General features: G+C 57.5%; 24 protein-coding genes. 9 read left to right on the forward strand and 15 right to left on the reverse strand.

The features are described from left to right. Nucleotides 1–14 precede the first annotated feature (14 nt). The 9 genes from BMZ67_RS17135 to BMZ67_RS17175 form a co-directional block, all read right to left on the reverse strand. Complete coding sequence (locus tag BMZ67_RS17135; RefSeq protein WP_092026134.1) at nucleotides 15–731, reverse strand: response regulator transcription factor; 717 nt, start codon at nucleotides 729–731, stop codon at nucleotides 15–17. Beyond that, nucleotides 728–2,236, reverse strand: a complete 1,509-nt coding sequence (locus BMZ67_RS17140; RefSeq protein WP_139214400.1) for a sensor histidine kinase — start codon at nucleotides 2,234–2,236, stop codon at nucleotides 728–730. The genes BMZ67_RS17135 and BMZ67_RS17140 overlap by 4 nt, the downstream gene beginning before the upstream one ends. Before the next feature lie 29 nt (nucleotides 2,237–2,265). Then, complete coding sequence (locus BMZ67_RS17145) at nucleotides 2,266–2,796, reverse strand: tetratricopeptide repeat protein (RefSeq protein WP_092026140.1); 531 nt, start codon at nucleotides 2,794–2,796, stop codon at nucleotides 2,266–2,268. A 1-nt stretch (nucleotide 2,797) separates the two neighbouring features. Then, nucleotides 2,798–3,193 (reverse strand): hypothetical protein, encoded by a 396-nt coding sequence (locus BMZ67_RS17150; protein WP_092026227.1) that lies wholly within the window; start codon nucleotides 3,191–3,193, stop codon nucleotides 2,798–2,800. 125 nt (nucleotides 3,194–3,318) lie between these two features. Beyond that, nucleotides 3,319–3,906: a DUF4272 domain-containing protein gene (locus tag BMZ67_RS17155; RefSeq protein WP_092026143.1), complete on the reverse strand. Its 588-nt coding sequence runs from the start codon at nucleotides 3,904–3,906 to the stop codon at nucleotides 3,319–3,321. Next, entirely contained in the window at nucleotides 3,907–4,290 is a 384-nt protein-coding gene (locus BMZ67_RS17160) for a hypothetical protein (protein WP_092026146.1), read from the reverse strand. After that, the gene (locus BMZ67_RS18635; RefSeq protein ID WP_175481962.1) at nucleotides 4,287–4,865 is read right to left on the reverse strand and encodes a hypothetical protein; all 579 of its coding nucleotides are present in this window, start codon (nucleotides 4,863–4,865) and stop codon (nucleotides 4,287–4,289) included. The genes BMZ67_RS17160 and BMZ67_RS18635 overlap by 4 nt, the downstream gene beginning before the upstream one ends. 26 nt (nucleotides 4,866–4,891) lie before the next feature. After that, on the reverse strand, nucleotides 4,892–5,572 hold the full coding sequence (locus BMZ67_RS17170; protein WP_092026149.1) for an MliC family protein: 681 nt from the start codon (nucleotides 5,570–5,572) through the stop codon (nucleotides 4,892–4,894). 72 nt (nucleotides 5,573–5,644) lie between these two features. After that, nucleotides 5,645–6,388 carry an NUDIX hydrolase gene (locus tag BMZ67_RS17175; RefSeq protein ID WP_092026152.1) on the reverse strand — a complete coding sequence of 248 codons (744 nt, stop codon included), beginning with the start codon at nucleotides 6,386–6,388 and terminating at the stop codon, nucleotides 5,645–5,647. Between the two features lie 87 nt (nucleotides 6,389–6,475). Between BMZ67_RS17175 and BMZ67_RS17180 the strand changes: the two genes are divergently transcribed. The 3 genes from BMZ67_RS17180 (at nucleotide 6,476) to BMZ67_RS17190 (ending at nucleotide 9,711) form a co-directional block, all read left to right on the forward strand. Further along, nucleotides 6,476–7,591, forward strand: coding sequence for a bifunctional nicotinamide-nucleotide adenylyltransferase/Nudix hydroxylase (locus BMZ67_RS17180; protein WP_281246624.1), 1,116 nt, complete (start codon nucleotides 6,476–6,478; stop codon nucleotides 7,589–7,591). 157 nt (nucleotides 7,592–7,748) lie between these two features. Beyond that, complete coding sequence (locus tag BMZ67_RS17185; protein ID WP_092026158.1) at nucleotides 7,749–9,110, forward strand: nicotinate phosphoribosyltransferase; 1,362 nt, start codon at nucleotides 7,749–7,751, stop codon at nucleotides 9,108–9,110. A gap of 154 nt (nucleotides 9,111–9,264) precedes the next feature. Beyond that, entirely contained in the window at nucleotides 9,265–9,711 is a 447-nt protein-coding gene (locus BMZ67_RS17190) for a hypothetical protein (RefSeq protein WP_092026160.1), read from the forward strand. 6 nt (nucleotides 9,712–9,717) lie between these two features. Here BMZ67_RS17190 and BMZ67_RS17195 read toward each other — a convergent pair whose 3' ends face one another. After that, complete coding sequence (locus BMZ67_RS17195) at nucleotides 9,718–10,356, reverse strand: bacteriohemerythrin (protein ID WP_092026163.1); 639 nt, start codon at nucleotides 10,354–10,356, stop codon at nucleotides 9,718–9,720. Nucleotides 10,357–10,501: 145 nt separating this feature from the next. Here BMZ67_RS17195 and BMZ67_RS17200 point away from each other — a divergent pair, with 145 nt between their 5' ends. Next, nucleotides 10,502–10,975, forward strand: a complete 474-nt coding sequence (locus BMZ67_RS17200) for an EVE domain-containing protein (RefSeq protein WP_092026166.1) — start codon at nucleotides 10,502–10,504, stop codon at nucleotides 10,973–10,975. A 68-nt stretch (nucleotides 10,976–11,043) separates the two neighbouring features. Continuing rightward, nucleotides 11,044–11,868, forward strand: coding sequence for an ion transporter (locus tag BMZ67_RS17205; RefSeq protein WP_092026169.1), 825 nt, complete (start codon nucleotides 11,044–11,046; stop codon nucleotides 11,866–11,868). Between the two features lie 127 nt (nucleotides 11,869–11,995). Here BMZ67_RS17205 and BMZ67_RS17210 read toward each other — a convergent pair whose 3' ends face one another. The 5 genes from BMZ67_RS17210 to BMZ67_RS17230 form a co-directional block, all read right to left on the reverse strand. Further along, complete coding sequence (locus BMZ67_RS17210; protein ID WP_139214401.1) at nucleotides 11,996–12,763, reverse strand: IclR family transcriptional regulator domain-containing protein; 768 nt, start codon at nucleotides 12,761–12,763, stop codon at nucleotides 11,996–11,998. Nucleotides 12,764–12,821: 58 nt separating this feature from the next. Continuing rightward, on the reverse strand, nucleotides 12,822–13,961 hold the full coding sequence (locus BMZ67_RS17215) for a DcaP family trimeric outer membrane transporter (protein WP_092026175.1): 1,140 nt from the start codon (nucleotides 13,959–13,961) through the stop codon (nucleotides 12,822–12,824). A gap of 507 nt (nucleotides 13,962–14,468) precedes the next feature. Continuing rightward, nucleotides 14,469–15,227, reverse strand: coding sequence for an SDR family NAD(P)-dependent oxidoreductase (locus tag BMZ67_RS17220; RefSeq protein ID WP_092026178.1), 759 nt, complete (start codon nucleotides 15,225–15,227; stop codon nucleotides 14,469–14,471). A 9-nt stretch (nucleotides 15,228–15,236) separates the two neighbouring features. Further along, complete coding sequence (locus tag BMZ67_RS17225) at nucleotides 15,237–17,150, reverse strand: TRAP transporter large permease (protein ID WP_092026181.1); 1,914 nt, start codon at nucleotides 17,148–17,150, stop codon at nucleotides 15,237–15,239. Nucleotides 17,151–17,216: 66 nt separating this feature from the next. Beyond that, on the reverse strand, nucleotides 17,217–18,221 hold the full coding sequence (locus tag BMZ67_RS17230; RefSeq protein ID WP_092026184.1) for a TRAP transporter substrate-binding protein: 1,005 nt from the start codon (nucleotides 18,219–18,221) through the stop codon (nucleotides 17,217–17,219). Nucleotides 18,222–18,831: 610 nt separating this feature from the next. Between BMZ67_RS17230 and BMZ67_RS17235 the strand changes: the two genes are divergently transcribed. The 4 genes from BMZ67_RS17235 to BMZ67_RS17250 form a co-directional block, all read left to right on the forward strand. Further along, nucleotides 18,832–19,773 carry a 3-carboxyethylcatechol 2,3-dioxygenase gene (locus BMZ67_RS17235; RefSeq protein WP_092026187.1) on the forward strand — a complete coding sequence of 314 codons (942 nt, stop codon included), beginning with the start codon at nucleotides 18,832–18,834 and terminating at the stop codon, nucleotides 19,771–19,773. Nucleotides 19,774–19,813: 40 nt separating this feature from the next. After that, complete coding sequence (locus tag BMZ67_RS17240) at nucleotides 19,814–20,689, forward strand: alpha/beta fold hydrolase (RefSeq protein WP_092026191.1); 876 nt, start codon at nucleotides 19,814–19,816, stop codon at nucleotides 20,687–20,689. Between the two features lie 40 nt (nucleotides 20,690–20,729). Continuing rightward, on the forward strand, nucleotides 20,730–21,524 hold the full coding sequence (gene mhpD / locus BMZ67_RS17245) for a 2-keto-4-pentenoate hydratase (RefSeq protein WP_092026194.1): 795 nt from the start codon (nucleotides 20,730–20,732) through the stop codon (nucleotides 21,522–21,524). Between the two features lie 29 nt (nucleotides 21,525–21,553). Beyond that, the coding region (locus tag BMZ67_RS17250; RefSeq protein ID WP_139214403.1) for an acetylating acetaldehyde dehydrogenase at nucleotides 21,554–22,061 on the forward strand (508 nt) is incomplete at its 3' end.

A 22,061-nucleotide genomic window follows, 5' to 3' on the forward strand; every position in this document is an offset into this window, starting at 1 on the left:
TTGAGGAAGCCGGATTATTCCTCGGCTTTCAAGCGGTAACCCACTCCGTACACCGTCTCGACCACCCGGGGCGCACGCAGTTTTTTCTCGATTTTCTTCCGCAGTACGGCCAGGAACTGGTCGAGCACTCGGCTGCTGGGAAGGTAGGCCCGGCCCCAGCAGTGATCAAGGATTTCGTCTTTGCTAAGCACCCGGCCAGCGCTGTCCCGCAGCAGTTGCAGAAACTTCAGTTCCCGTGGGCTTAGGGGCTGGTGATGGTCGCCGTAACTCAGCTGCATGCGTTGGCCATCGGCCAGCAGGCTGCCGATGGGGAAGGGCTGGGCAACCGGTGCCACATTCGACGCCTGGCGGGCCTGCAGGTACTGTTCCCGTCGCAGCAACGCTTCCACCCGGGCCTGCAGTTCGGCCGGGCGAAACGGTTTGGTCATGTAGTCATCCGCCCCCCGGCGGAACCCCTCTACCCGGTCAATGTCTTCATCGTAGGCGGTCAACAGCAGCACCGGCTGGTAATGGTGCTGCTCACGCAGGCGGCTGCAGAGTTCGATGCCATTCAACCTCGGCATCATCACATCGAAGATACACAGGTCCGGCTGAAACCGCGCCACCGCGTCGAGGGCCTGCTGGCCGTCACTGACGCCCTCGCAGAGGTAGCCCGCCTTCGCCAGCAGGTTGGTTAACCCCTGCCGCAGGTGCAGGTCGTCATCGGCAATCAATATCTTTACCGCAGTCATGGTGCGCTAGCCCCGCTGTCTTCGCCTGTGTCGGAGTCACTGGGCATGGCCAGCTGTGCCGGAAGCGCCACCTGGATGGTGAGTCCCGGGCCCGGCCCGATGGTGAAGGTTCCACCAACCTGGTCGACCAAGCGCTGGCAGACATACAGCCCCAAGCCGAACCCAGCGGTTCGGTTGTGGTGGCGCGAGTGATCCTTAGTGGGCAAGCCGGGACCTTGATCGCGGTAGTGCAGCATCAGGGTTTCATCCTCCAGGTGGCAGCTCAGCGTGGCCGGGTTCCCGGGGGCATACTTGACCAGGTTATCCAGCAGATTGATGACCACCGCTTCCAGCACCTGGCTGGGCAGGGTTACCGGTGCCTCCGTTTGACACTCGAGGCGCAGCGCCGTGTGGCTGGCTTGCAGGCGCGGTTGGAAGGGGGTGATCAGCTGTTGCAGGAAGGACTCAAGCACCAGGGTCTGACGGCTCAGCACCCGGTGCCCGGCATCGCTGTGGGCATGAATCGCGTTGTTGATCAGACGTCGGAGCCGGGCAAACTCGGATTCCATCACCGTCATGTGCTCCCCCACTTCCTCCGGGGATTGCGCCTGGCGGGCCAGTTCCGTGTACAGCTCCAGGTTGGCCAGGGGCGTTTTGAATTCGTGGGCCAGTAACTTCAAGAAGGTCCCGCGCTGGTCGCTTTCCTTTTGGGTCTGCCGGTGCAGCAGGTACAGGCCCAGCCCCAATCCCAACAACAGCAGTATCAAAGGGAGCAGGATGGCGGCGTAGGCGGGCCACAAGGTGTTGAGTTCAGCCACTCTCTGGCGGGGATACAACAACTGCCAGTTTCCCAGCAAGCCATCCAGTGGGTATGCCATTTGGTCAGGGCCAGTCGCGGTGTCAGCCACCGTATCTGCCACAGGAGCCAGCCGGTAGCTGGCGCTGGACTCCATGGCTATTGCCTTTAACAGCAGCGGCTTGGGCCAGTCCGGTTGCAGCAGCAGACAATAACGCTGCTGGTGTAGCCAGCAGTGCAGGAGACGCTGCTCCCCCGCAGGCCCCAGGGGGCGGGTTAGACGAGGCGTCTGTTCTGACAGCTGCCTCTGCAGCGATTCGATGCCTTCGGAGAACCGGGCGAGCAGACGTTGCTCACGGGGGAGCGCGGCGACGGATGGCGGGGGGAACACCCGCTCTCCCGCCAGATCGCCCCGCCAGACCAGGTCGGCCACACCTTGTGACAACACCCAGTCACGCAGGACCGAAGGCCGCCTATCAAACCCTTCCACGGTGGACTCCAGCTGCTCCAGCGCCTGCACCACCTCCAGCTGCAACGACTGTGCAACCCGCTCCATCTTCTGCGCCTGCAGGCGGGATGCCTCCAGGCGCTGCAGTGAGACCTCCTGATCCAGTGCCCGCAGCCCCAGTGCCGCCAGGCTGAAGGTGGGCAACAACACCAGTATCACCAGCAACGTGGTCGAGAGTGATTGCCTGGGCGGTGTCAGCGTAGGGCGCGCGGTGGATCTCATCGTGGGTTTCTTGTTATTGGCGGACGTGGTTACTGGGTGGTATCAGGCTCACCGGGTTGCGGGCAGTCCAGCCCCTGCTCAGTCAGGTAGTCGCAGGCCTCGGTAACACCCTCTTCGGCCGCAAGCCGGAGATAGCGAATGCCCTGCTCCCGGTCCAGCTCGGTGCCCACGCCTTCATAGAGGGCTACGCCATAGTGCAGGCGGGCCAGACTGGCGTATCCTGCCTCATCTTGCTGCTCGGCACCACGCTTCAATAGTGCCGTAGACTTTTGAAGGTCTTGCGGTACGGCAACGCCGGTTTCATACATCTGCGCCAGCCAGATCATCGAATACACGTCGTTCCAGCGTTCGATGCAATCCTCAAAGATCAGCATCGCGGAGCGGTGGTCGCCGGTTTTCTCCGCCGCATAGCCATACAGACACTTCAGCCGACTGTCGCTGTCCACAAAGCTGCCGTAGGCAAGATCACTGGTCTCGCCGGCCCAGGTCGCCGGGCCGGGTATGGCCAGTGCCAACCAGACGATCACGCTAAGTACCGCTTGAGCATTTTGTCTGCGCATGTCACAGCCCTCCCGGGTAGAACAGGTACACCGCGAGCAGCAGCAAAGCCCAAAAGCCGATTTCCAGGGTTTCAGTGATGGGCTGGATCTGCCGGAGCGCGCCGTAGATATGCACCACCATCATCAGACTGAAGATCGCCGCTAACAGCTGGAAGGTAAATGTCAGGCCACTACCGGTAATGGCGGAGCGGAAAATAAAGAATTCGGCGACCAGCACGCAGGCGCCCAGACAACGACCGAAATACACCGCAAGATCGGTCTCCTGCGGGACCTGCCATTTCATCCGGCGGGCCCACTGCAGGGGCACGCAAAACAACGGTATGGCGAAGACCGTTGTGGTCAGCAGGCCAAGTACCCACAAGAAGCCAACCGCATAATCCGAATACAACCCCATCATGCCAACACTCCCCATCAGACTCGTTCAATGAATTCTGTGCCAGAGTAACGGCAGTCTGAGGGGGAAATGTCAGAACACTGTAAGAATCAATGCCCTGACTAAAGTGGGCACGCCCAGCAGCGACGTCAGGTATCGGTTGGTACGTCGTCCCAGCTCTCGCCAAAGCCGGCCACCCAGCTCATGCCATAGCGTCGTTCGTAGACAATGCCTGGATGCAGCTCCGAAATGTCCGGGTCATCTGCACCGGGTATGTCCATACCAAACCCGAACTCATGGTCCCGGACACGCCAATGCTGGTGGTACAGGAATGCTTCCATCGCATCAACTTCCTCCCCTGTCCGGATCCTGGCATCGTTCAGGAAGGTTTCGGTGTTCCGTATGGCGCAAAGCACCAGGTCATTGTCGAAAGGAGAAAACTGCTCATCAAACGGGGGCATGTGTTCAAGCCCGTGCAGGCTCCAGATCAGGGAAGCCAGCGCCTCCGCCTTCCATGAGTAGTCTATCCGTTCCTGATCCGAGGGCTCTGCAGAACCGATAAACTGAGCTTCGGTGGGGGTCAGGAACCTTGATATGTTCTCGTCTGCCACCCACTTGGCGTTGGGTTCGGGGAAGTGAACCTTGCCAATGGTCGCGATAATGGCCAACGCCCTTTCAGCCACTTCCTGGGCGGTCCTTGGCACAACCTCCGCGTCTACGTCCTGTAGCTCATCCATCTAACGCTCTCCCTGGCTGTCGGTATTACTCAAAAACTGATCAGGCTGCCACTGTCCCTGCTCCCTCACCAGAACCTCATCCTGGTTGCGGATGACCTCAAGCAGGCCGTCCTGATGGACGTAATACGTGACATTACCATTCGCAAACCGGTACCCCAGGAAACGACATGGGGTTACCCCATCAGCGCATGTGGTATGCCAGGAGCCGCCGCTCAGGGTGATGGCATTCCCACTGATTTTGCTCTTGCCGGTGTACATCATCTGGTTGCAGGACACATCCCCTTCGGCACAGGCAGACTCGATATGGACGAGGTAGTTCTTGGTTTCAAGGTCTGCCGCTGATGCCGCCAGTGGAAACAGGACCATCGCCAGCAGCCTTTTCATGGTGTGGTCGCCCCGACGGGGTTGGTTTCAGGGAGGCTCGGAAGCGGCGCTGACGACACCTGCGCAGAAAACTCATGTTTGAATTCATGATCGCCTACATACGCCAGGGCAATGGCGCCCAGCCAGGTAATCCGGAACCGGTCGGTACCGTCAATACGGTCAAACCGGATCCGGTGTCTGGCAGCAGCATCATGACCAAGCAGGTAAATATGGAAGGCGAAGTCGTCCCAGTCCTCGTGCGCGTCGGGGTCTGGGTCTACCAGCAGTTCCAGGCCATCCAGAAACTCCGGTGAATAGTCGGCCTTGGCACACACCCTGAAGCCGCCGTTGTGCCATTTGTTCGACGACAACGTACAGGCGTGGTAGTTACCCCACACATTCGGGGCGTCCCAGGACGATGGGTAGTCGACGTCCTCATCGTCTTCGATGTCGCGTTCGGAATAGTAATCGGCCGACTTGAGGTGAAGGTCAAACCACACATCCCCATCCACCTCTTTCGCAGACCATTCAAATTCTTTGATCGGGTGCCCCTCCGGCCAGGGGTTATCCTTGAAATAGATTCTGTCCGCTTCCATGAACTGGCTCCTTGGTTACTCGTCCTTCACTGTGTTCTCTGGCATTGCATTTCGGGGGCACCGTAGCCCCAGGTGATCACAGCCTGCCCCTGATGTTCCCAAAAACTTTCATTCCGTCCCTGATATCGGCTTCCGTTCTCATCCGGCTGCAAATACATCACTGAGACGCTGTCACCACGCTCAGCAATCAGCGTAGCTGGGGCGGTGTGGAAAAACGTCACAACCACCTCATTGGCGGGGTTGCCGTCGCAGCTGAAGCTGACCGGACCGTCGAATTCGACAAGGCGATAGCGGGCTTGCAACTCGGCAATCCGGCGCTCGTATTCAGTCCTGACACACTCACGCTGGTCGGTGGCCTTCCAGCAGTCATTCCGACCACTGATCCAGCCTCGCTGCTCGGCAGCCAGCATCGGCGGCTGCTCGTTCTGTGCCAGTTTCGAGGCGGCGGCATAAACACCATCAAGCTCTCGGTCCAGCGCCGACAACTGCTCATCACCGCAGATCATCGCTTCGATACTTCCGTCGCCAACCTGGTCACAGGGAAACGATGGTGAAAAGGACAGTGACGGGGTACTCGTCAATTCCGCAGCCGGACGCTCGGCCTCGCTGTCATTCATGCAGCCAGCCAGGGCCCCGGCAACCGCCAGCAACGCCACCTTCAGGGTAATTGCGGTCGCCTTACGACCGCCGTTTGTTTTGCCAGACATCGCATTCCTCCTTGATGGACCGACACATTTGCCAGCCCAAGCTATCCAGTTATCGCGGCACAGGCAAGCGGCCTACTTCCCTTCCCCCACGACACGGACAAACGCATGCTCGCCGAGCCCGGCCTTGGCGCGGAACAGCGCCGCCGGACGGCCACGCCCTCCGGGTGGCGGCGCCTCACCCACTTCATCAAGAATGTCAGCACTGAGGATGCGGCGGCGGAACGACTTTTTCTCTAACGCCGCCCCGAGCACTTCTTCGAACGCTTGCTGCAACTGGGTCAGGGTGAAGGGAGCATCCAGGGTGTGAACCGGCAGCACGGTATAGGCGGTTTTGTTGCTGAGGCGCTGACGGGCGGCATCCAGCAACTGGCGGTGGTCGAACGCCAGATCCTGCCCCATGGCATCGGCCAGGGGCCACCAGCGGGTATCCGCCACCGAGTCGACAAACGCAGCGGTAGGCGCATGGGCCATCAGCGCCATGTAGAGTACCGTCACTGACCAGCCCCGGGGGTCACGGGTGTTATCCCCTACGGTATAGACCTGTTCGAGGTACGGTGCGGTGACGCCCGTTTTTTCCTCCAGTTTCCGTGCGGCCGCCTCACTGAGGGTGGTGTCCTGTCCGGCATCGATAAAACCGCCGGGCAACGCCCAACGTCCTCGTTCCGGGTGGTTGGCCCGCTTGACCAGTAGCACGTGCAGGCGCCCTTCAATCAGGGTGAAGATCGCCACATCCACCGTCACCAGCGGGCTCAGATAATCCTTCGGGTTGTATTCTTCCAGGAAGCGCTGTTCGTCGGCCTTGTCACTGGCGGTCATCTTTTCCTGTGCTCCCTCTTGCAAAATTAGTGGCTTTACGCCAACAATAACACGGGGATTGGCACCCGTCAGCACTGGCCCCCGTCAATTCCATCAGCAGCCGGACAGACCGGCTGTTTACCCAATCAGCAAGGAGTTTGCTGCATGCAACGAGATTTCGATTTCGCGGTTTTTATTGGTCGCTTTCAACCCTTACACAGCGGGCACCTGCAGGTCATCAAGTCTGGGCTGGCCCGGGCTGACAAACTGATCCTCCTCATTGGTTCTGCCTGGCAGGCCCGCAACGCCCGTAACCCCTGGACACACCTGGAGCGTGAAGAAATGGTCCGGGCCTGTCTGACGGAGGAGGAGAACCGGCGGCTGCTGTGTCTGCCACTGATGGACTCGCCCTACAACGACGAAATCTGGGTGCGTAACGTGCAAGCCACCGTGGCCGGACTGGCCACCGCGCACTACACCACTCCACACCGGCCCATGAAAGTTGCCCTGATCGGCCACAAAAAGGACGCCACCGGCTACTACCTGAGCCTGTTTCCCCAGTGGTCGAGCATTTCCGTCGACAACGTCGCCAACCTCAGTGCCACACCCTTGCGGGAGCGTTTCTTCAGTGAAGCTCCCGACACCGTGCTGCCACAGCTCACCACCGATGGCATCCTGCCGGATGGGGTCACCACCTGGCTGAGCAACTTTGCCCAAACCAACCCTGGCTACGCCCAGGTGCGGGATGAGCTGGCGTTCGTACGCAAATACCAGTCGGCCTGGAGCAACGCCCCCTATGCACCCACCTTCGTAACGGTCGATGGTGCGGTGGTGCAGTCCGGCCATATCCTGCTGGTGGAGCGGCGAGCCAATCCGGGCAAGGGCCTGTGGGCGTTGCCCGGCGGGTTTGTCGATCCGGGTGAACGCCTGCTGGATGCCTGTCTGCGGGAACTCCGTGAGGAAACCCGCCTGAAAGTGCCGGCGCCGGTGTTGAAGGGTTCGATCCGGGAACAGCGGGTCTACGACGACCCGTACCGCTCAGCCCGGGGCCGTACCATCACCCACGGGTTTTACTTTGAACTGGCGCCCCAGGCCGAACTGCCCAAGGTAAAAGGCGGCGACGATGCCCGCACCGCCCGTTGGGTACCGCTGGCGGAGCTGGACCCGCAATCCATGTTCGAAGACCACTACTTCATTATCCAGGACCTGATCGGGGCGGCCTGACCGCCCCCTGATATTGACCAGAAAAAAAGCTTGACCAATTAAGTGGCTCTAGGCCAATATATGGTCATCGGGCAGCACACAAGGCCCGTGCAGCGGAGCGCTGCTCGAAGTGCCGGAGAGACCAGCACTGATCACAACTGACCGGAGGATTTCCGTCATGCGTAACCTGATCCTGAATACCGATTCCTACAAGACATCCCACTTCCAGCAGTACCCGGCGAACACCCGGTTCATCTCCAGCTATATCGAGTCCCGTGGCGGCGTCTATCCATCCACCGTGTTCTTCGGCTTGCAGGCGTTCATCAAGGAATACCTCAGCCGCCCCATTACCACCGCGGACATTGATGAGGCCGACGCCGTTTGCCAGGCCCACGGCGTTCCGTTCAACCGTTCTGGCTGGGAGTACATTCGAGATGTCTACCAAGGCTACTTACCGCTTGAGATTGAAGCAGCGCCGGAGGGAGCAGAGATCCCGACGGGCAATGTACTGGCTCAGGTTCGCAACACCGACCCCAACTGCGCCTGGCTTACCAGCTATGTTGAGACCGCCCTGTTGCGAGCTGTCTGGTACCCCACCACGGTTGCCACTGTGTCCCGTGCCTGCCGAGACATTATCGAAGGCTTCATGAACGACACCTGCGACACCCTGGATGGCCTGCCCTTCAAGCTCCACGATTTTGGTGCACGGGGTGCCAGTTCCGAGGAAAGTTCCGCCCTCGGTGGTATGGGTCACCTGCTGAGTTTCCGGGGCACCGACAACCTGTCCGCGATCATGGCGGCACGGCGCTACTACGGCGCTGATATGGCCGGCTTCTCGATTCCGGCCGCGGAACACAGCACCATCACCAGCTGGGGTCGTGACGGTGAAGCAGCGGCCTACGCCAACATGCTGGAGCAGTTTGGTGGCGAAGGCCGGACGGTGGCGGTGGTCAGCGATTCCTACGACTTGTGGAACGCCATCGATAACATCTGGGGCTGCGAGTTGAAGGACCGCGTGCAGACCAGCGGAGGCACCCTGGTGATCCGGCCAGACTCCGGCGTTCCGGAAGAGATTGTGCCCGAGACCATCGAGCGCCTGATGGCCCGCTTCGGCTATAGCATCAACGGCAAAGGCTACCGGGTGTTGCCGGATTGTATCCGGGTGATCCAGGGTGATGGAGTCAATGCCGACAGCATTCGCGCCATCCTGACCGCGATGAAGGAACGGGGGCAAAGTGCCGACAACATTGCCTTCGGCATGGGGGCGGAGTTGTTGCAGAAGGTCAATCGAGACACCCAGCGCTTTGCCATGAAGGCCTCCGCCATCCAGATTGGCGATACCTGGCAGGACGTCTACAAGGACCCCATCACCGATCCCGGCAAACGTTCCAAGCGGGGACGGTTGGCCCTGATCCAGGATGAAGGCAGCTATATAACCGTTCGGGCCGACGCCCTGGATGGCCGCGCCAACCAGTTGGTTACCGTGTACCGCAATGGTGACCTGCTCAACCGCACTGACTGGGATAGCGTCTGCCAGTAGGCCACAGAACCCAGAAGCCCGCACTTAGTCAGCCTTCGAGTCCGGTCAGGAGCATGACCCTCCTGACCGTGACACTTCGTCGCGAATGAGAGAGACCTCCCCCAACGAATCCGTTAGCATCGGTCGTTCCCTGCTATCTCATGGAGTTGTTGTTATGGGCCTGGCCGAAAAGCTCAGTATTACTGCCGCGTTTGTGTTCTTCATGACCGGCCTGTTGACCGGCATCTGGAAATACCGCTGTATGGCCACCAGTGCCAACGGTGCGGCTCCGGTTTATGTCAACGTGGCTCATCGCAGTTCGCTGATGTACGCATTTGCGGCCCTGCTACTGGCCTACTTTGCGAAGCTGAGCAGTTTTTCCGAGCTGACCAACACCCTGGCCGCGGGCGCCGCGCTGACCTACTTTGCCCTGGCCATCTTCACCTACCTGATTCATGGCTGGCTGGACGATACCAGCAACCAGCTGCGCAAACCCCACCGTCTGGGCAAGCGCCTGCTGCCCCCCTGGATGACACCGCTGTTTATGTGGACATTGATCCTGGCGGAAGTGGGTGGTGTTGCGGTATTGGGTATTGGCGCGCTGCAGACAGTCTGGGGTTAAGGAGAGCTAAGGGGCGCCATTTTCGTCGGTGGGGCCATGCTGCATGGCCCTGAGCTTGGCTTCTGCCCGCTGCCGGGCTTCTTTCTCCCGGATCAGTTCCACCGCATTTGCTGACAACTTGCCGTAAGTCTCCAGCATTGCCCGCACCATCACCGCCACCGGCCCACTGAGTTGTTCATCGGCCTGTGCGCGGGCGTCCTCGACGTCCATGCCCGAATCCATCGCGTGTACCATCAACGCCATCCGGCGGTCCGACTCAAGAATGTGGAAGGCCAGCCAACGGGTCAGGAAATCGAACAGCCCTTTCAGGTCACGCTCCCGGTCGTCGCTCTCCTGCCAGTACTCCTTCACCTGCTCAAAGAACAGTTCATGAGCCTGATGGTGATTCTGGTAAAGGGGCTGGTCGCGAAAATAGCGCTGCCAGATCCGCTCTTCCGCCTCAAAGTGGTAATGGGTGTAATCCAGCAGGTCTTGCAGCAGGTGGCGGAACTGGATGTCATCGGCACAGGAAAAGTGACTCGCCAGCCGATTGAGGATCGCCACCAGCTTGCGGTGCTGTTGGTCGATCAACTCAATGCCGGTTTCAAAGTGACTGTTCCAGGGAAAGATTTCGTACCCTGAATGTTCGTTATCTGACCTGGACATTTACTCTCCCCCCAATGTTCTAACACTAGCCCAGCATTGCCCACCCTGCTCTGACCGACATCAATTCCGCGATGAGTGAAGAACGGTTAAGACGGCGGTTCGCCATGGGTTAGAATGGGCGTCCACTCAACAGCATGGGGCGACCATGGCGAAATGGCTGGTTAAATCAGAACCTGACGAATGCGGCATTGATGATTTTGCCCGCGACCCGCAAGGGGTGATCCCATGGGACGGTGTCCGCAACTACCAGGCCCGTAACTTCCTGGCGCAAATGCAGGAGGGTGACGAGGTGTTTATCTACCATTCCAGTTGCAAGCACATCGGGATTGCCGGCATCGTCAGGGTGGCGAAATCCGCGTACCCGGACCCGCTGCAGTTCGACCCGGACTCCCGCTATTTTGATGCCAAGAGTTCACCGGACAAGCCCCGCTGGCAGGCCGTTGACCTGAGTTTTGTGCGCAAGCTGCCAAAACTGATTTCACTGGACCGTATCAAGAGCCTGCAGGGCCTGACGGACTTGCCGTTGGTCCGCAAAGGCACCCGGCTGTCGGTCATGCCAGTCAGCGACCATGACTGGGAGACGATCCTGACACTGGACGCTACCCCGAACGGGCATTGACCTTTAAAATCCCCTTCCCGGATGTGTCACCCAATCAAACAGACAGGTAACAGGAGAATTGGCAAGCCATGTCATCCGTAATAACCGGAGTCTCGACGCTGGAGCAACTCCGTCGTATTGAATCCAGCAAGCTGTTCCAGGGTTCGGTGATTGCCATCATCATCCTGTCGGCACTGACCATCGGCGCCAAGACTTACGACCTGCCGCCCCTATTCGCCGAGGTGCTGGGCCTGCTCGACGGCGCTATTACGGTGTTCTTCCTGGTCGAGATCCTGTTCCGTTTCAGTGTCTTCCAGAACAAGAAACGCTTCCTGCTCGATGGCTGGAACCTGTTTGATACCCTGGTCGTTATCGGCAGCCTGATCCCCCTGGACAGCTCCGAAGCGGTGCTGCTGGGCCGGCTGCTGCGGGTATTCCGGGTACTGCGACTGGTGTCGGTGGTGCCGGAGCTGCGCTTCCTGATCAACTCGCTGCTCAAGGCGATTCCGCGTATGGGCTACATCGCCCTGCTGATGTTCATCATCTTCTATATCTACGCGGCCATGGGTTCCATGTTCTTCGCCGATGTCGATGAAACCCTGTGGGGCGATGTGGCCATTTCCATGCTGACGCTGTTCCGGGTAGCCACCTTCGAGGACTGGACCGATGTCATGTACGCCACCATGGAGACCTATCCCCTGAGCTGGCTGTACTACCTGACGTTCATTTTCCTGACCGCGTTCGTATTCCTGAACATGATGATCGGCGCAATTCTGGAGGTGATGAGCGAGGAGCAGAATGCCCAACAGGCGCAGCAGGCCCATGACGAACGCCACGAGATGGCCCGCCGTCTGGCGGAGGTGCAGGAGCAACTCAAGGAACTCACCGAGCTGGTGCGCACCCGCAAGGACTGAACGCCCCTACAACCGTCAGGCGCTGCCGTGCGAAGTGCCCGGTAGTGCCTGACGTTAACCATCGCCTGCAGCGCCCCTGCACCGAGCAGGAACTCTAGCCGATTGGAGTTTCCTGTATCCGCCCCGACTATATCCGCAGGCTTTCCCCGATGCGTTGCGCCTTATCCAGCATATAGTCGTGAAATTTGGCCGCAGCCTCGTCAGGCGTCATATAGGAGCGGTGGAAGATGATATTCAGGCTGCCAAAAATTTCGTCTTGTACGTAGACCGGCACGGCGATAGAGGCAATTTTTGAGTACTCATCCCACTCCCCCGAATTCTGACCGTACCCCTTTCTTTTGGTCTCGCTGAGTACCCGACGAACATACGCGTCGTCCTGAGCCAACCGCGAGTCCAGCGATGTTCCGGATTTGAGAATGTCGATGATGTATGTACGTTGCTCGTCGGAGCAGCTGGCCAGATAGGCTTTTCCGCTGGCGGTCATCAACATCGGCAGACGCTTGCCAATCATCGAACTTGTCAGCGACAACCTGCTGGTCCGGTGCGTAGACTCGATAACGAGCATGGAGTCCAGCTTGAACGTCGACAGGTCGGCTGGCCACATGACGTGCGCAGTCAGCTCGTTCATCAGCTCCAGGGTCTTGGTGGAATGTACGCTTTCATGGCGATAGCCGTCGCTCAACTTGCGCACCTTCGGTGAAAGGTAGAAAAAGGTATCGTCGGCCGATCGCTGAACATAGTTGAGGGACACAAGGGTTTCCAGGTAACGACGAACGGTTGTCCGGTGGATCCCGGTTAACACCGCAATCTGATTACAGGTCGCCCGACAGCCAATGTCATTGATGGCTTCCAGAATCTGCAGGCCTCGCTGTACTCCTTGAACTGTCTTATACACACACACCTCATCAGATAGATGCCCCTCCCAAATGGCGAGGGGCCCAATGCGACCGGATTCAGAAGCTATACTTTGCCATCATTTGCAGGCGTGTTGCAGCACCGTCGCGACCGTCAACAACCTCTCTCGTGTGGTGAGAGACTTCCACGCCATAGTCGACGTTCTTCACGGGCGACCAAATGTAGTTCAGGTAAAAGCTTTGGTACTTGTCGTCCCGGTCTGCCCCTACCGCGCCAGCGTCGTATGCATCATCCCAGTCAGCCTGTCCCAGCCCGTAGGCGAGATTGTAGCTTCCCTGGCCAGCATTAACGGTCATGCCCAGGGTGCCGCCCACGGCGGTTATGGCATCGACCTGGCCGGTACGAGGGTCCACATAGGCCGGAGCCGCCGGCCCAAGATACAGATAGCCCCCAACGCCCTCACCATAAACAACCGAGCCTTGCACGCTGATGGTCGGAGTCAGCCGAAGCTTGGCCGCCAGGGACGCGCCGTATCCAAGCTCAGAGTCTTCGTCATCACTGACGGCGTTATAGGCCTCGAGCTGGCGAACCAACACGGACGTCGCATAGGAAAACCGCTCGCCCGCCCTTTCATACCGCAGGGTCAGGTCTGGCAGGCTACTCTTGGCTTCAACATCCGCCACACCGCTGTACGTAACCCCCCCCAGTCCGGAGGGGTCCTCAATCGCCACAGAAAGCCCTTGATAGGTATATCGCAACTGCGCGTGACGTGAAATGTTGGGCTGTCCCACCTGCCCGGTGAAATCCACGGTCGGCGTGAAGCCCAGGAAACTGGTGAAGTTGGTGGTGGTTTGTCCGGCCAGAACACCGTTCCACTCCCCATAGGCATGTCTCAGCCGCAGGGTTCCCCCGCCGTTGCCCCAAAAGTCACCTTCTATGTAGGTTTTCAGGTTACCGGCTTCGGTTGGGGTATCGGTTTGTAGACCAATGCGAGTCTGAAACGCGTGGGCGTCAAAGTGACCATCCGCTCCGGTTTCGCCATCCAAGCGTACTGCCGAATTAGAGGCCGCATTACCGAGCTTGGCGTCCAGGTCATAAATAAGATCGAGCTTACCATAGCCCTTGATCGTGACCTGGGTGTCTCCGGCCTCAAAGCCAATGGCCGATGCTGTCGTGGTAAAAATTCCGAAGTTTAAAAAGGAAATCGCCGCTGCAATATACTTAACTTTATTGTTCATTAACTGCCTCACCATCTAATTAAAAATATTTTGTTTTTATGCTTTAAGAACCCATTAATCTTGCAGATTTATTACCTCCCCCCTTAGTGACCAAAACCCAAGAACCCGACATCAAATTCCACTCTTAAAACCCCGCCAAACAGGAAAATCCGGGATTTCAGACAACAAGAACCCACCCAAATGAAATATTCAGGAAAAAATGATCGATCCTAATTAAAAGCGGTATTAAACTGGTTTTTTATGAGATTGTTTCGCCATCAATCCCCACCACCATTGAACTGGCAAAACGGGGCCTTAAGGCGAAACTTTCCATTACAAAGTTGCCCTTACAAATTCAGTACCGTTTGATAGATGGCGCCACCTTTCACTTAGAAAAAACATCCAAATGAAAGGGTATCAGCGCACCTAATTAGAACTAAATTAAAAACAAATAAAGGATATTATTTTTTATTTTCTCTTAATAACCACAACAAACACTCCCCTTCATTACCTGAACCCCGCGCGCATTTAAGCCATCCGGTAACCACCGTTAACATCAATCGATGCGCCAGTAATGTAAGACGCCAAAGGAGACAACAGGAATTCAATGGCTCCTGCCACATCATCACCCTCCCCCAGACGGCCAAGCGGTACTCGGGATGCCACGTTGTCAGCAGGATTCCCTTGACGGAACATTTGAGTATCAATCAGGCCTGGACAGACGCTGTTCGCCAGCACGCCGTCCTCGGCGTAATCTCGTGCGATCGATTTGGTCAGGGCAATCACCGATGCCTTGCTGGCAATGTACGCCGGGCAGGACCTGTACCCGCCCAGTTGCGCCGCCGCAGAGGACACATTGACAAGCCGCTTTGGCTGCTCTGGGTTCTTAATGTTTTCTTGCTGGAGGAAAGCCTGACACATCAGGAAAATACCAGTGCTGTTGACCTGGAACACCCGATTCCAAAGATCCAGCGAGGTCTGCTCCAGGCTGATACGGTCGCCGTTGTCAGCCACCGGAGAAATACCAAAGCAGTTTGCAAGCGCGGAGGCCTGGATGCCCTGGTTCTTCAGCTCCAGAAACAGGTTCCGCACCGACGCTTCACTCCCCACATCGACGGTGAAGCTTTGGTGCCCCGCCGCTGGCAGGCCTTCAATAACCTCATCCAGCCCCTTGCGGTCAATGTCGCACAAGACAAGGCGATGGGTGTCCAATCGCGCCAAACGTTCAGCAACCGCTCGCCCAATGCCACCGGCGGCCCCTGATACAATCACCACTTCCTTAGTCATAAAATTTCCTCATATCACGCTAGGTAGCCAGAGAGCGATGGCAGGGAAACTCACCAGGAGCACGATCCGAAGCGCATCCGCCACCAGGAAGGGGGTCACGCCCCTGAAAATGTCTTTCATCTGGACACGGTCACCCACCACCGATTTCATCACGAATACATTGATGCCAAGCGGCGGCGTGATCATGCCGATTTCCACCAGTGAAAGTGTCACCACACCCCACCACACCAGGTCGTAACCCATGCCCACGATCAGAGGCAGTACGACCGGGGCAGTCACCAGAACAGCCGCAACCGTATCAAATACCGTTCCAATGGCCAGGTAGATGACAACCAGTGCCACCAGGATAAAGACATGGGGTGTTTCCTGCGGATTGACGTAATCCAGAATCAGGTCCGCCGCACCGGCAAAGCTCATCAGGGTCGCGAAAACGCTGGCACCGATATAGATCACGTAGATCGCCGCAGAATTACGTGCGGTGTCCTGAAGGCTTTCCCAAAACGCCTCAGCGCTGAAACCTTTAGAGAACACAAAGAACAACAGGGCTAAGACCGCTCCGACTGAGCCGGCTTCCTGTGTGGTGAACACGCCGCCATAAAGCCCACCCACCACCAGTCCGAACAGGACTACCGGGCGCCAGGCTTTAACCAGGTCCTCCACCGCCGTTTTTCGATCAAACGTCTGTACCTCGGGAGCGAGTTCGGGTTTGAGTCGGATGGTGATCATGATGGCAATACAGTACAGAACCAACGCCAGCAATCCGGGGATCAGGGCCGCCTGGAACGACTCCTGGATGGACACTTCCGCGATGATGGAATAGATGATCAGAACCACAGACGGCGGAATCAGGGCACCCAAGGTACCCCCAGCAGCAATGGTGCCAGCGGCTACGGCCGTGGAGTAACGGCGTTTAACCATTTCCGAGAATGCCACTTTGCCAAACGTTGCCGTCGTCGCAATGGATGAACCACAGATGGCGCCAAAACCGCCACAACCCACAATCGATGCAATCGCCAGCCCGCCTTTGCGGCTTCCCAGCACGGATGAGGCTGCGCGGTATATCTGACCGGACATATCCGAGGCCGTTGCAAAGTTACCCATCAGCAGAAACAGGGGAATGGCAATCAGGTCCAGGCTGGTCGCCGTTCCAACCACTACGTTTCCCGTGATTGCCAGCGCCTGACTCACCCCCAGATAGCTGCCAATGGCTAAGGCACCGACCGCGAGCAGGGAAATCCCAACCGGCACCTGAATAAGAATCAGGGCATAAGCGGACAGGAAACCACCCACTACCAGGAACATGGCCGATGTCTGGCTATCCCCGGCCTGGGTCACATACACAGCCCCGGCGGACACGACCGCCCCAACCATCAACAACGGCGCCAGAATTTTTTCCCTCGGGATGCCTCGAAGGTGCTCCCAGACAGCCCGCGCCATGGCCGCAACGACGATCAGCGCCAGAACAATGGACGCCGCCCCCGCCATCCCCCAGACCGGATAAGTCTGCAAGCCCAGAACCGAGGTAGTTTCTCCATACTCATAAGCCGTCATGGCTTTGGTCATGAATGACCAGCTGATCACTCCGAGAGCACACAGGGAAAGCAGTTGCTCAAACAGCCGATTAAGGCTGCTACCCAGCGGGCGGAATCGGGAAAACAGCTCAATCTTGATGTTGTGGGACTCGAAAAACGATGACGCAATCAGTCCGGCCACCACCACGGATATAAGCAGCTCAGACAGCTCATAGGTCCCGGCAAAGGAGTAGGAAAACACTGTTCGGGCGATCACGTCCGCACAGGTCAATGACGCCAGAACAATCAGGAATACCAGGCTCAGCCGAGTAAGAATCGTGAAGCCTTTATCCAACCCGAAGCGCTGCTGGCGTTCTAATGGTTCTGCAAATAGAGCTTGTGACTGTTCCATAACCGGTCATCGTCAGAAGGGTGAGTGAAGCATGCATTGCCCTTTGCACTGCATGCCCTTAGAACGTTACTGCTGGCGTGCGTCTTCCACGGCCTCGATGTAAGTCGCCCAAACCTGCTGACCGTTGTCCACACTTTCAGCCCAGTCGTTGATAACGGGGGTCAGGCGGGCACGCCAGGTTTCCACCTCTTGCTCAGAGGGAACCGTGATAACGTCCTCACTTGAAGAAGCAACCTGCTCCCGCAGGCGCTCGTTCTCGCCACCCAGGCTTTCAGACCAGTATCGAATAAAGTTACGCCCACCCATGTCATCCAGAACCTGGCGTACATCCGCTGGCAGTGACTGATAGGTGCGTTTATTGATGGTGATGAACACCGGACTGGACCCGAAGGGAACATCCAGGTGCCACTTCACGTAATCGGCGATACCCCAGGTGAACACCGCGTTCCAGTCGTTGATGCTTCCGGTCAGAACGTTCTTCGACAGGTTCTCTGCAATTGACGGCACCGTCAGTGCAACGGGATCTGCATCAAACGCCTCCAGGGCCTTGGCAGCTAGCGGACCTGCCGCGCGGTAGCGGTCACCTTCCAGAGCTTCGAACGACTCCAGAGGCTTGGTGGAGTGAAGTCGCTGGATGCCAGAAGACACAATGGCGAAAACATAAACATCCTCGAAACCCGTCAACAAGTTGTTTTCGTACAACGTCCACAGCCCGGTTGAGGCCTCGTAAATATTGTTTGCATAAAGCGGTACCTCGACGACCTCCGACTCCCTGAAGCGCCCTGGTGTATAGCTGGTGACACCCCAGGCCATATCAACGAGGCCGTTTTTAACCGCATCAAACGTATCCCTGGCATTAACCAGCGTTCCGCCGGAAAACATCTTGATCTTCAACTGACCATTGGTACGTTCCTCGATTTCCTGGAAATACTGACCAAACAAATCGGTAGTCATAAAAGAGGTTGGGCCAGCAATATTTGAAAAGCGAAGAGTAACTGATTCTTGATCTGCCGAAACCGACAAAGAAGTGAGCGTGAAAGCGAGGCCTAAGGCCAGACTTTTAATTCTCATGGCTGTGTCCTTTTTTTGTGTTGTTTTCGGAGGAGAAATCTATAACTGCCCCGAGAATATGTCCAAGACGCGATACGTTAGTGTGCACCTAGTGCACACGACCTTATCGCCAGCAGAAGCGTTCGAGCTCAAAGAAAACAGCGACCATCTTCCGAAAAGGCACTACAGAACCCGGGTTGCAAAGATGCACACCAACCTTGGTACAGCACCAGGGCATCGGTTCCGGCGATCAAAAGGAATGAAATTTTTCAACACCAGGCAGGGACTGCTGCCTTTAACGTTCATAAAAAGGTGACCTGGCTCTCACCAACCCCTCCACATCAGCGTGCACTCTGTGCACGCCTTGGCGATTTTCTATTGCTGACGTTTTTTATGTTTCCTTATAATTTTCAAACTATTTAAAACCCTAAAAATATAAAAACCGGATCACTAAAAACATTTATTAAATCCAGACCAAATTAAAACCCTATATAGAAGATCTAGGATCTGGATCTTAATTTTTGACCGGCAACCAAATATCACAGCACCAAACGCTGAAATAAGATTTATAACAGGCTTTATTTTAAAAAATCATCAGGAATAAATTGCTTTAACAATATGGTGAGGTGATATGAAAGCATTGCTTCAATGCCTGTCCCATACGCCACTCGTGGGGCATGTGGATCCAGAGCAATACATACTGGAAGAAGTAAACAACGTTATCGACGAGGCCAGAAAACGTATCGAAACGTTTGATCCGGAACTCGTGTTGCTGTTCTCTCCAGACCACTACAACGGTTTCTTCTACGACATCATGCCGTCGTTCTGTATTGGCACCCACGCCCGTGCAATCGGGGATTTCGGCACGGCAGCGGGTGAGCTGACCGTTCCCGCCGAGTTGTCAGAGCAAGCCGCTCAGCACGTAATGAATGCCGGTGTGGATGTCGCCTTGTCACACAGGATGCAGGTGGACCATGGATTTGCACAGCCGCTGGAGTTCCTGCTGGGCGGCTTGGACAAGCTGCCAGTCATTCCGGTGTTCATAAACTCCGTGGCCGTCCCCCTGCCCTCGTTCCAGCGAGCACGCCTGTTAGGAGATGCGCTGGGCCAGTATTTGGCCTCCCTGAACAAGCGGGTGTTGATCATCGGGTCCGGAGGACTTTCCCATCAGCCTCCAATCCCAGAGCTGCCAACGGCTAACGAACACATTAAAGACCGCCTTTTGGGAAGCGGTCGTGACCTGCCCGCAGAAGAGCGTAAAGCCCGGACCAACCGGGTGATTGATGCCGCGCGAAAATTTGTTGATGACCAGAACACCTTGCGCCCCCTGAACGCTGAGTGGGACCAATGGTTTCTGGAAGTGATCGCCAGCGGAAACCTTGCCGAACTCGACCAGGTCAACAACCAGGACGTGTCCGACCAGGCCGGTAAGTCCACCCACGAAGTGAAAACCTGGGTGGCGGCTGCGGCTGCCATGGCAGCGTTTGGCCAGTACACAGAACAAGCACGTTATTACCGACCGATTCCAGAATGGATTGCTGGTTACGGCGCCCTTACGGCAGCCCAAGGCTGACTTGAAGCGTCAAATACATCGAATCTTCGAGGATAAAAGTATGGCACAGCAGTGGACAGAAGCAGGCACCAGCAAGACCGTTTCCATCCGGGCAGGCGATAGAGACCTGAACATTCACTACAACGACACCGAAGTGGGTGAGGAAACCGTAGTAATGCTTCACGGCTCCGGGCCCGGAGCGAGTGGCTGGGCCAATTTCAACCGCAATATCCAGCCGCTGACGGATTCTGGATACCGCGTCATCCTGATGGACTGCCCGGGGTGGAGCAAGAGCGACACTATTGTTAACGAAGGTTCCCGCTCCCACCTGAATGCAAGCGCCTTAAAAGGCCTGGTTGATGCTATTGGGCTGGACAAAATTCATGTCATCGGCAATTCCATGGGGGGCCACAGCGCCGTGGCGTTTGCTCTGGATTACCCTGAGCATGTGGACAAACTGGTTCTCATGGGCGGAGGCCCTGGTACTGGTGGTGGCGGTCTCCTCACTCCGATGCCGGCAGAGGGCATCAAGCGCATTGGCCGGCTTTATCGCGAGCCGACGATGGAAAACCTCAGGGAGATGATGGACATCTTCGTGTTCGACACCAGCAGCTTGACCGAAGAGCTGTTCCACGCCCGTCTCGACAACATGCTTGCTCGCAAGGATCACCTGGAGAACTTCGTTAAAAGTATCCAGGCCAACCCCAAGCAGTTTCCGGATGTCAGTCACCGCCTTGATGAGATTGCCAATGAGACCCTGATCCTGTGGGGCCGGGATGACCGTTTTGTGCCACTGGATACCGGCATCCGCCTCCTGAACGGTCTGCAACGTGCTGAGCTGCATATCTTCAATCGTTGCGGCCACTGGGTCCAGTGGGAGTTCGCGGACAAATTCAATCGCATGGTTCTGGACTTCCTGAAGCACGGTATTAAGTGACCCGTCTGCCCGCCGAACCCTTTGGAGATCGAGGAAGCTTATGAGTCTTGAAAACGAAAGCCTGCGCGCACTGGCGGAGGCCCTCCGTCAGGCCGAACAAAGTGGCCGGCCAATCGCCCCACTGCGGAACCGGATTGGTGAGGACAATTCGGAAGCCGCTTACCAGATTCAGCAACTTAACGTCGCCCACGCCTGCGCCCATGGTGCCCGTGTGGTCGGCCGGAAGATCGGCCTGACGAACCCGAGGGTCCAGGCCCAGCTGGGCGTGAACCAACCAGACTTTGGCACTTTGTATGCCGACATGGCCTACGGAGATAACGAGACGGTGGCCTTCGACCGCGTACTGCAACCCAAGGTAGAAGCGGAAATTGCGCTGGTCTTGGGGCAGGACCTGCCCAGGCCCGATACCGGGCTGAGCGAGCTGGTCGCGGCGGTGGAGTGGGTCATGCCGGCGATTGAAGTGGTTGGCAGCCGGGTAGAGAACTGGGATATCCGGTTTGTGGACACCGTTGCGGATAACGCATCCAGCGGTTGCTTTGTGCTGGGCGGTCCAGCCCGCCGAATCGACGGAGCAGACCTCCGCAATGCGGCCATGACCATGACCCGGAATGGAGAGATCGTCTCCACTGGCAGTGGCGCCGAGTGCCTGGGCAACCCTCTGAATGCGGCCGTATGGCTGGCCCGCAAGATGGCAGAGCTGGGCGAACCGCTTCGCGAGGGCGACATTATTCTTACCGGTGCCCTTGGTCCCATGTCCCAGGTAGCACCCGGCGACAGTTTTGAGGCAGTGATTGAGGGCATTGGCCAGGTTGGCGTGTTTTTCTCCACGGAATAAGCCCACAGGAATTTGTGAGGAAGCTGAATATGAGCAATAAAGTCAAAGCCGCCATCATCGGCTCGGGCAACATCGGCACCGACCTGATGATCAAGATCCTGCGCAATGGCCAGCACATCGAGATGGGCGCCATGGTGGGGATCGACCCCGAGTCCGACGGCCTGGCCCGCGCCCGCCGCATGGGCGTGGCCACCACCCACGAAGGCGTTGACGGCCTGGTGAAGATGCCCGAGTTCGCCGACATCGACATCGTGTTTGATGCCACTTCCGCCAAGGCCCACATGCACAACGAAGTGTTCCTGCGGGGCCACAAGGAAAACCTCAAGATCGTCGACCTGACGCCAGCCGCCATCGGCCCCTACTGCGTGCCGGTGGTGAACCTGGAACAGAACCTGGCCGAGGGTAACGTCAACATGGTCACCTGCGGTGGCCAGGCCACCATCCCGATGGTGGCGGCAGTATCCCGGGTGGCCAAGGTGCATTACGCCGAGATCGTGGCGTCTATTTCCAGTAAGTCCGCAGGCCCCGGCACCCGTG

Source organism: Marinobacter zhejiangensis, assembly GCF_900114775.1.
GTDB lineage: Bacteria > Pseudomonadota > Gammaproteobacteria > Pseudomonadales > Oleiphilaceae > Marinobacter > Marinobacter zhejiangensis.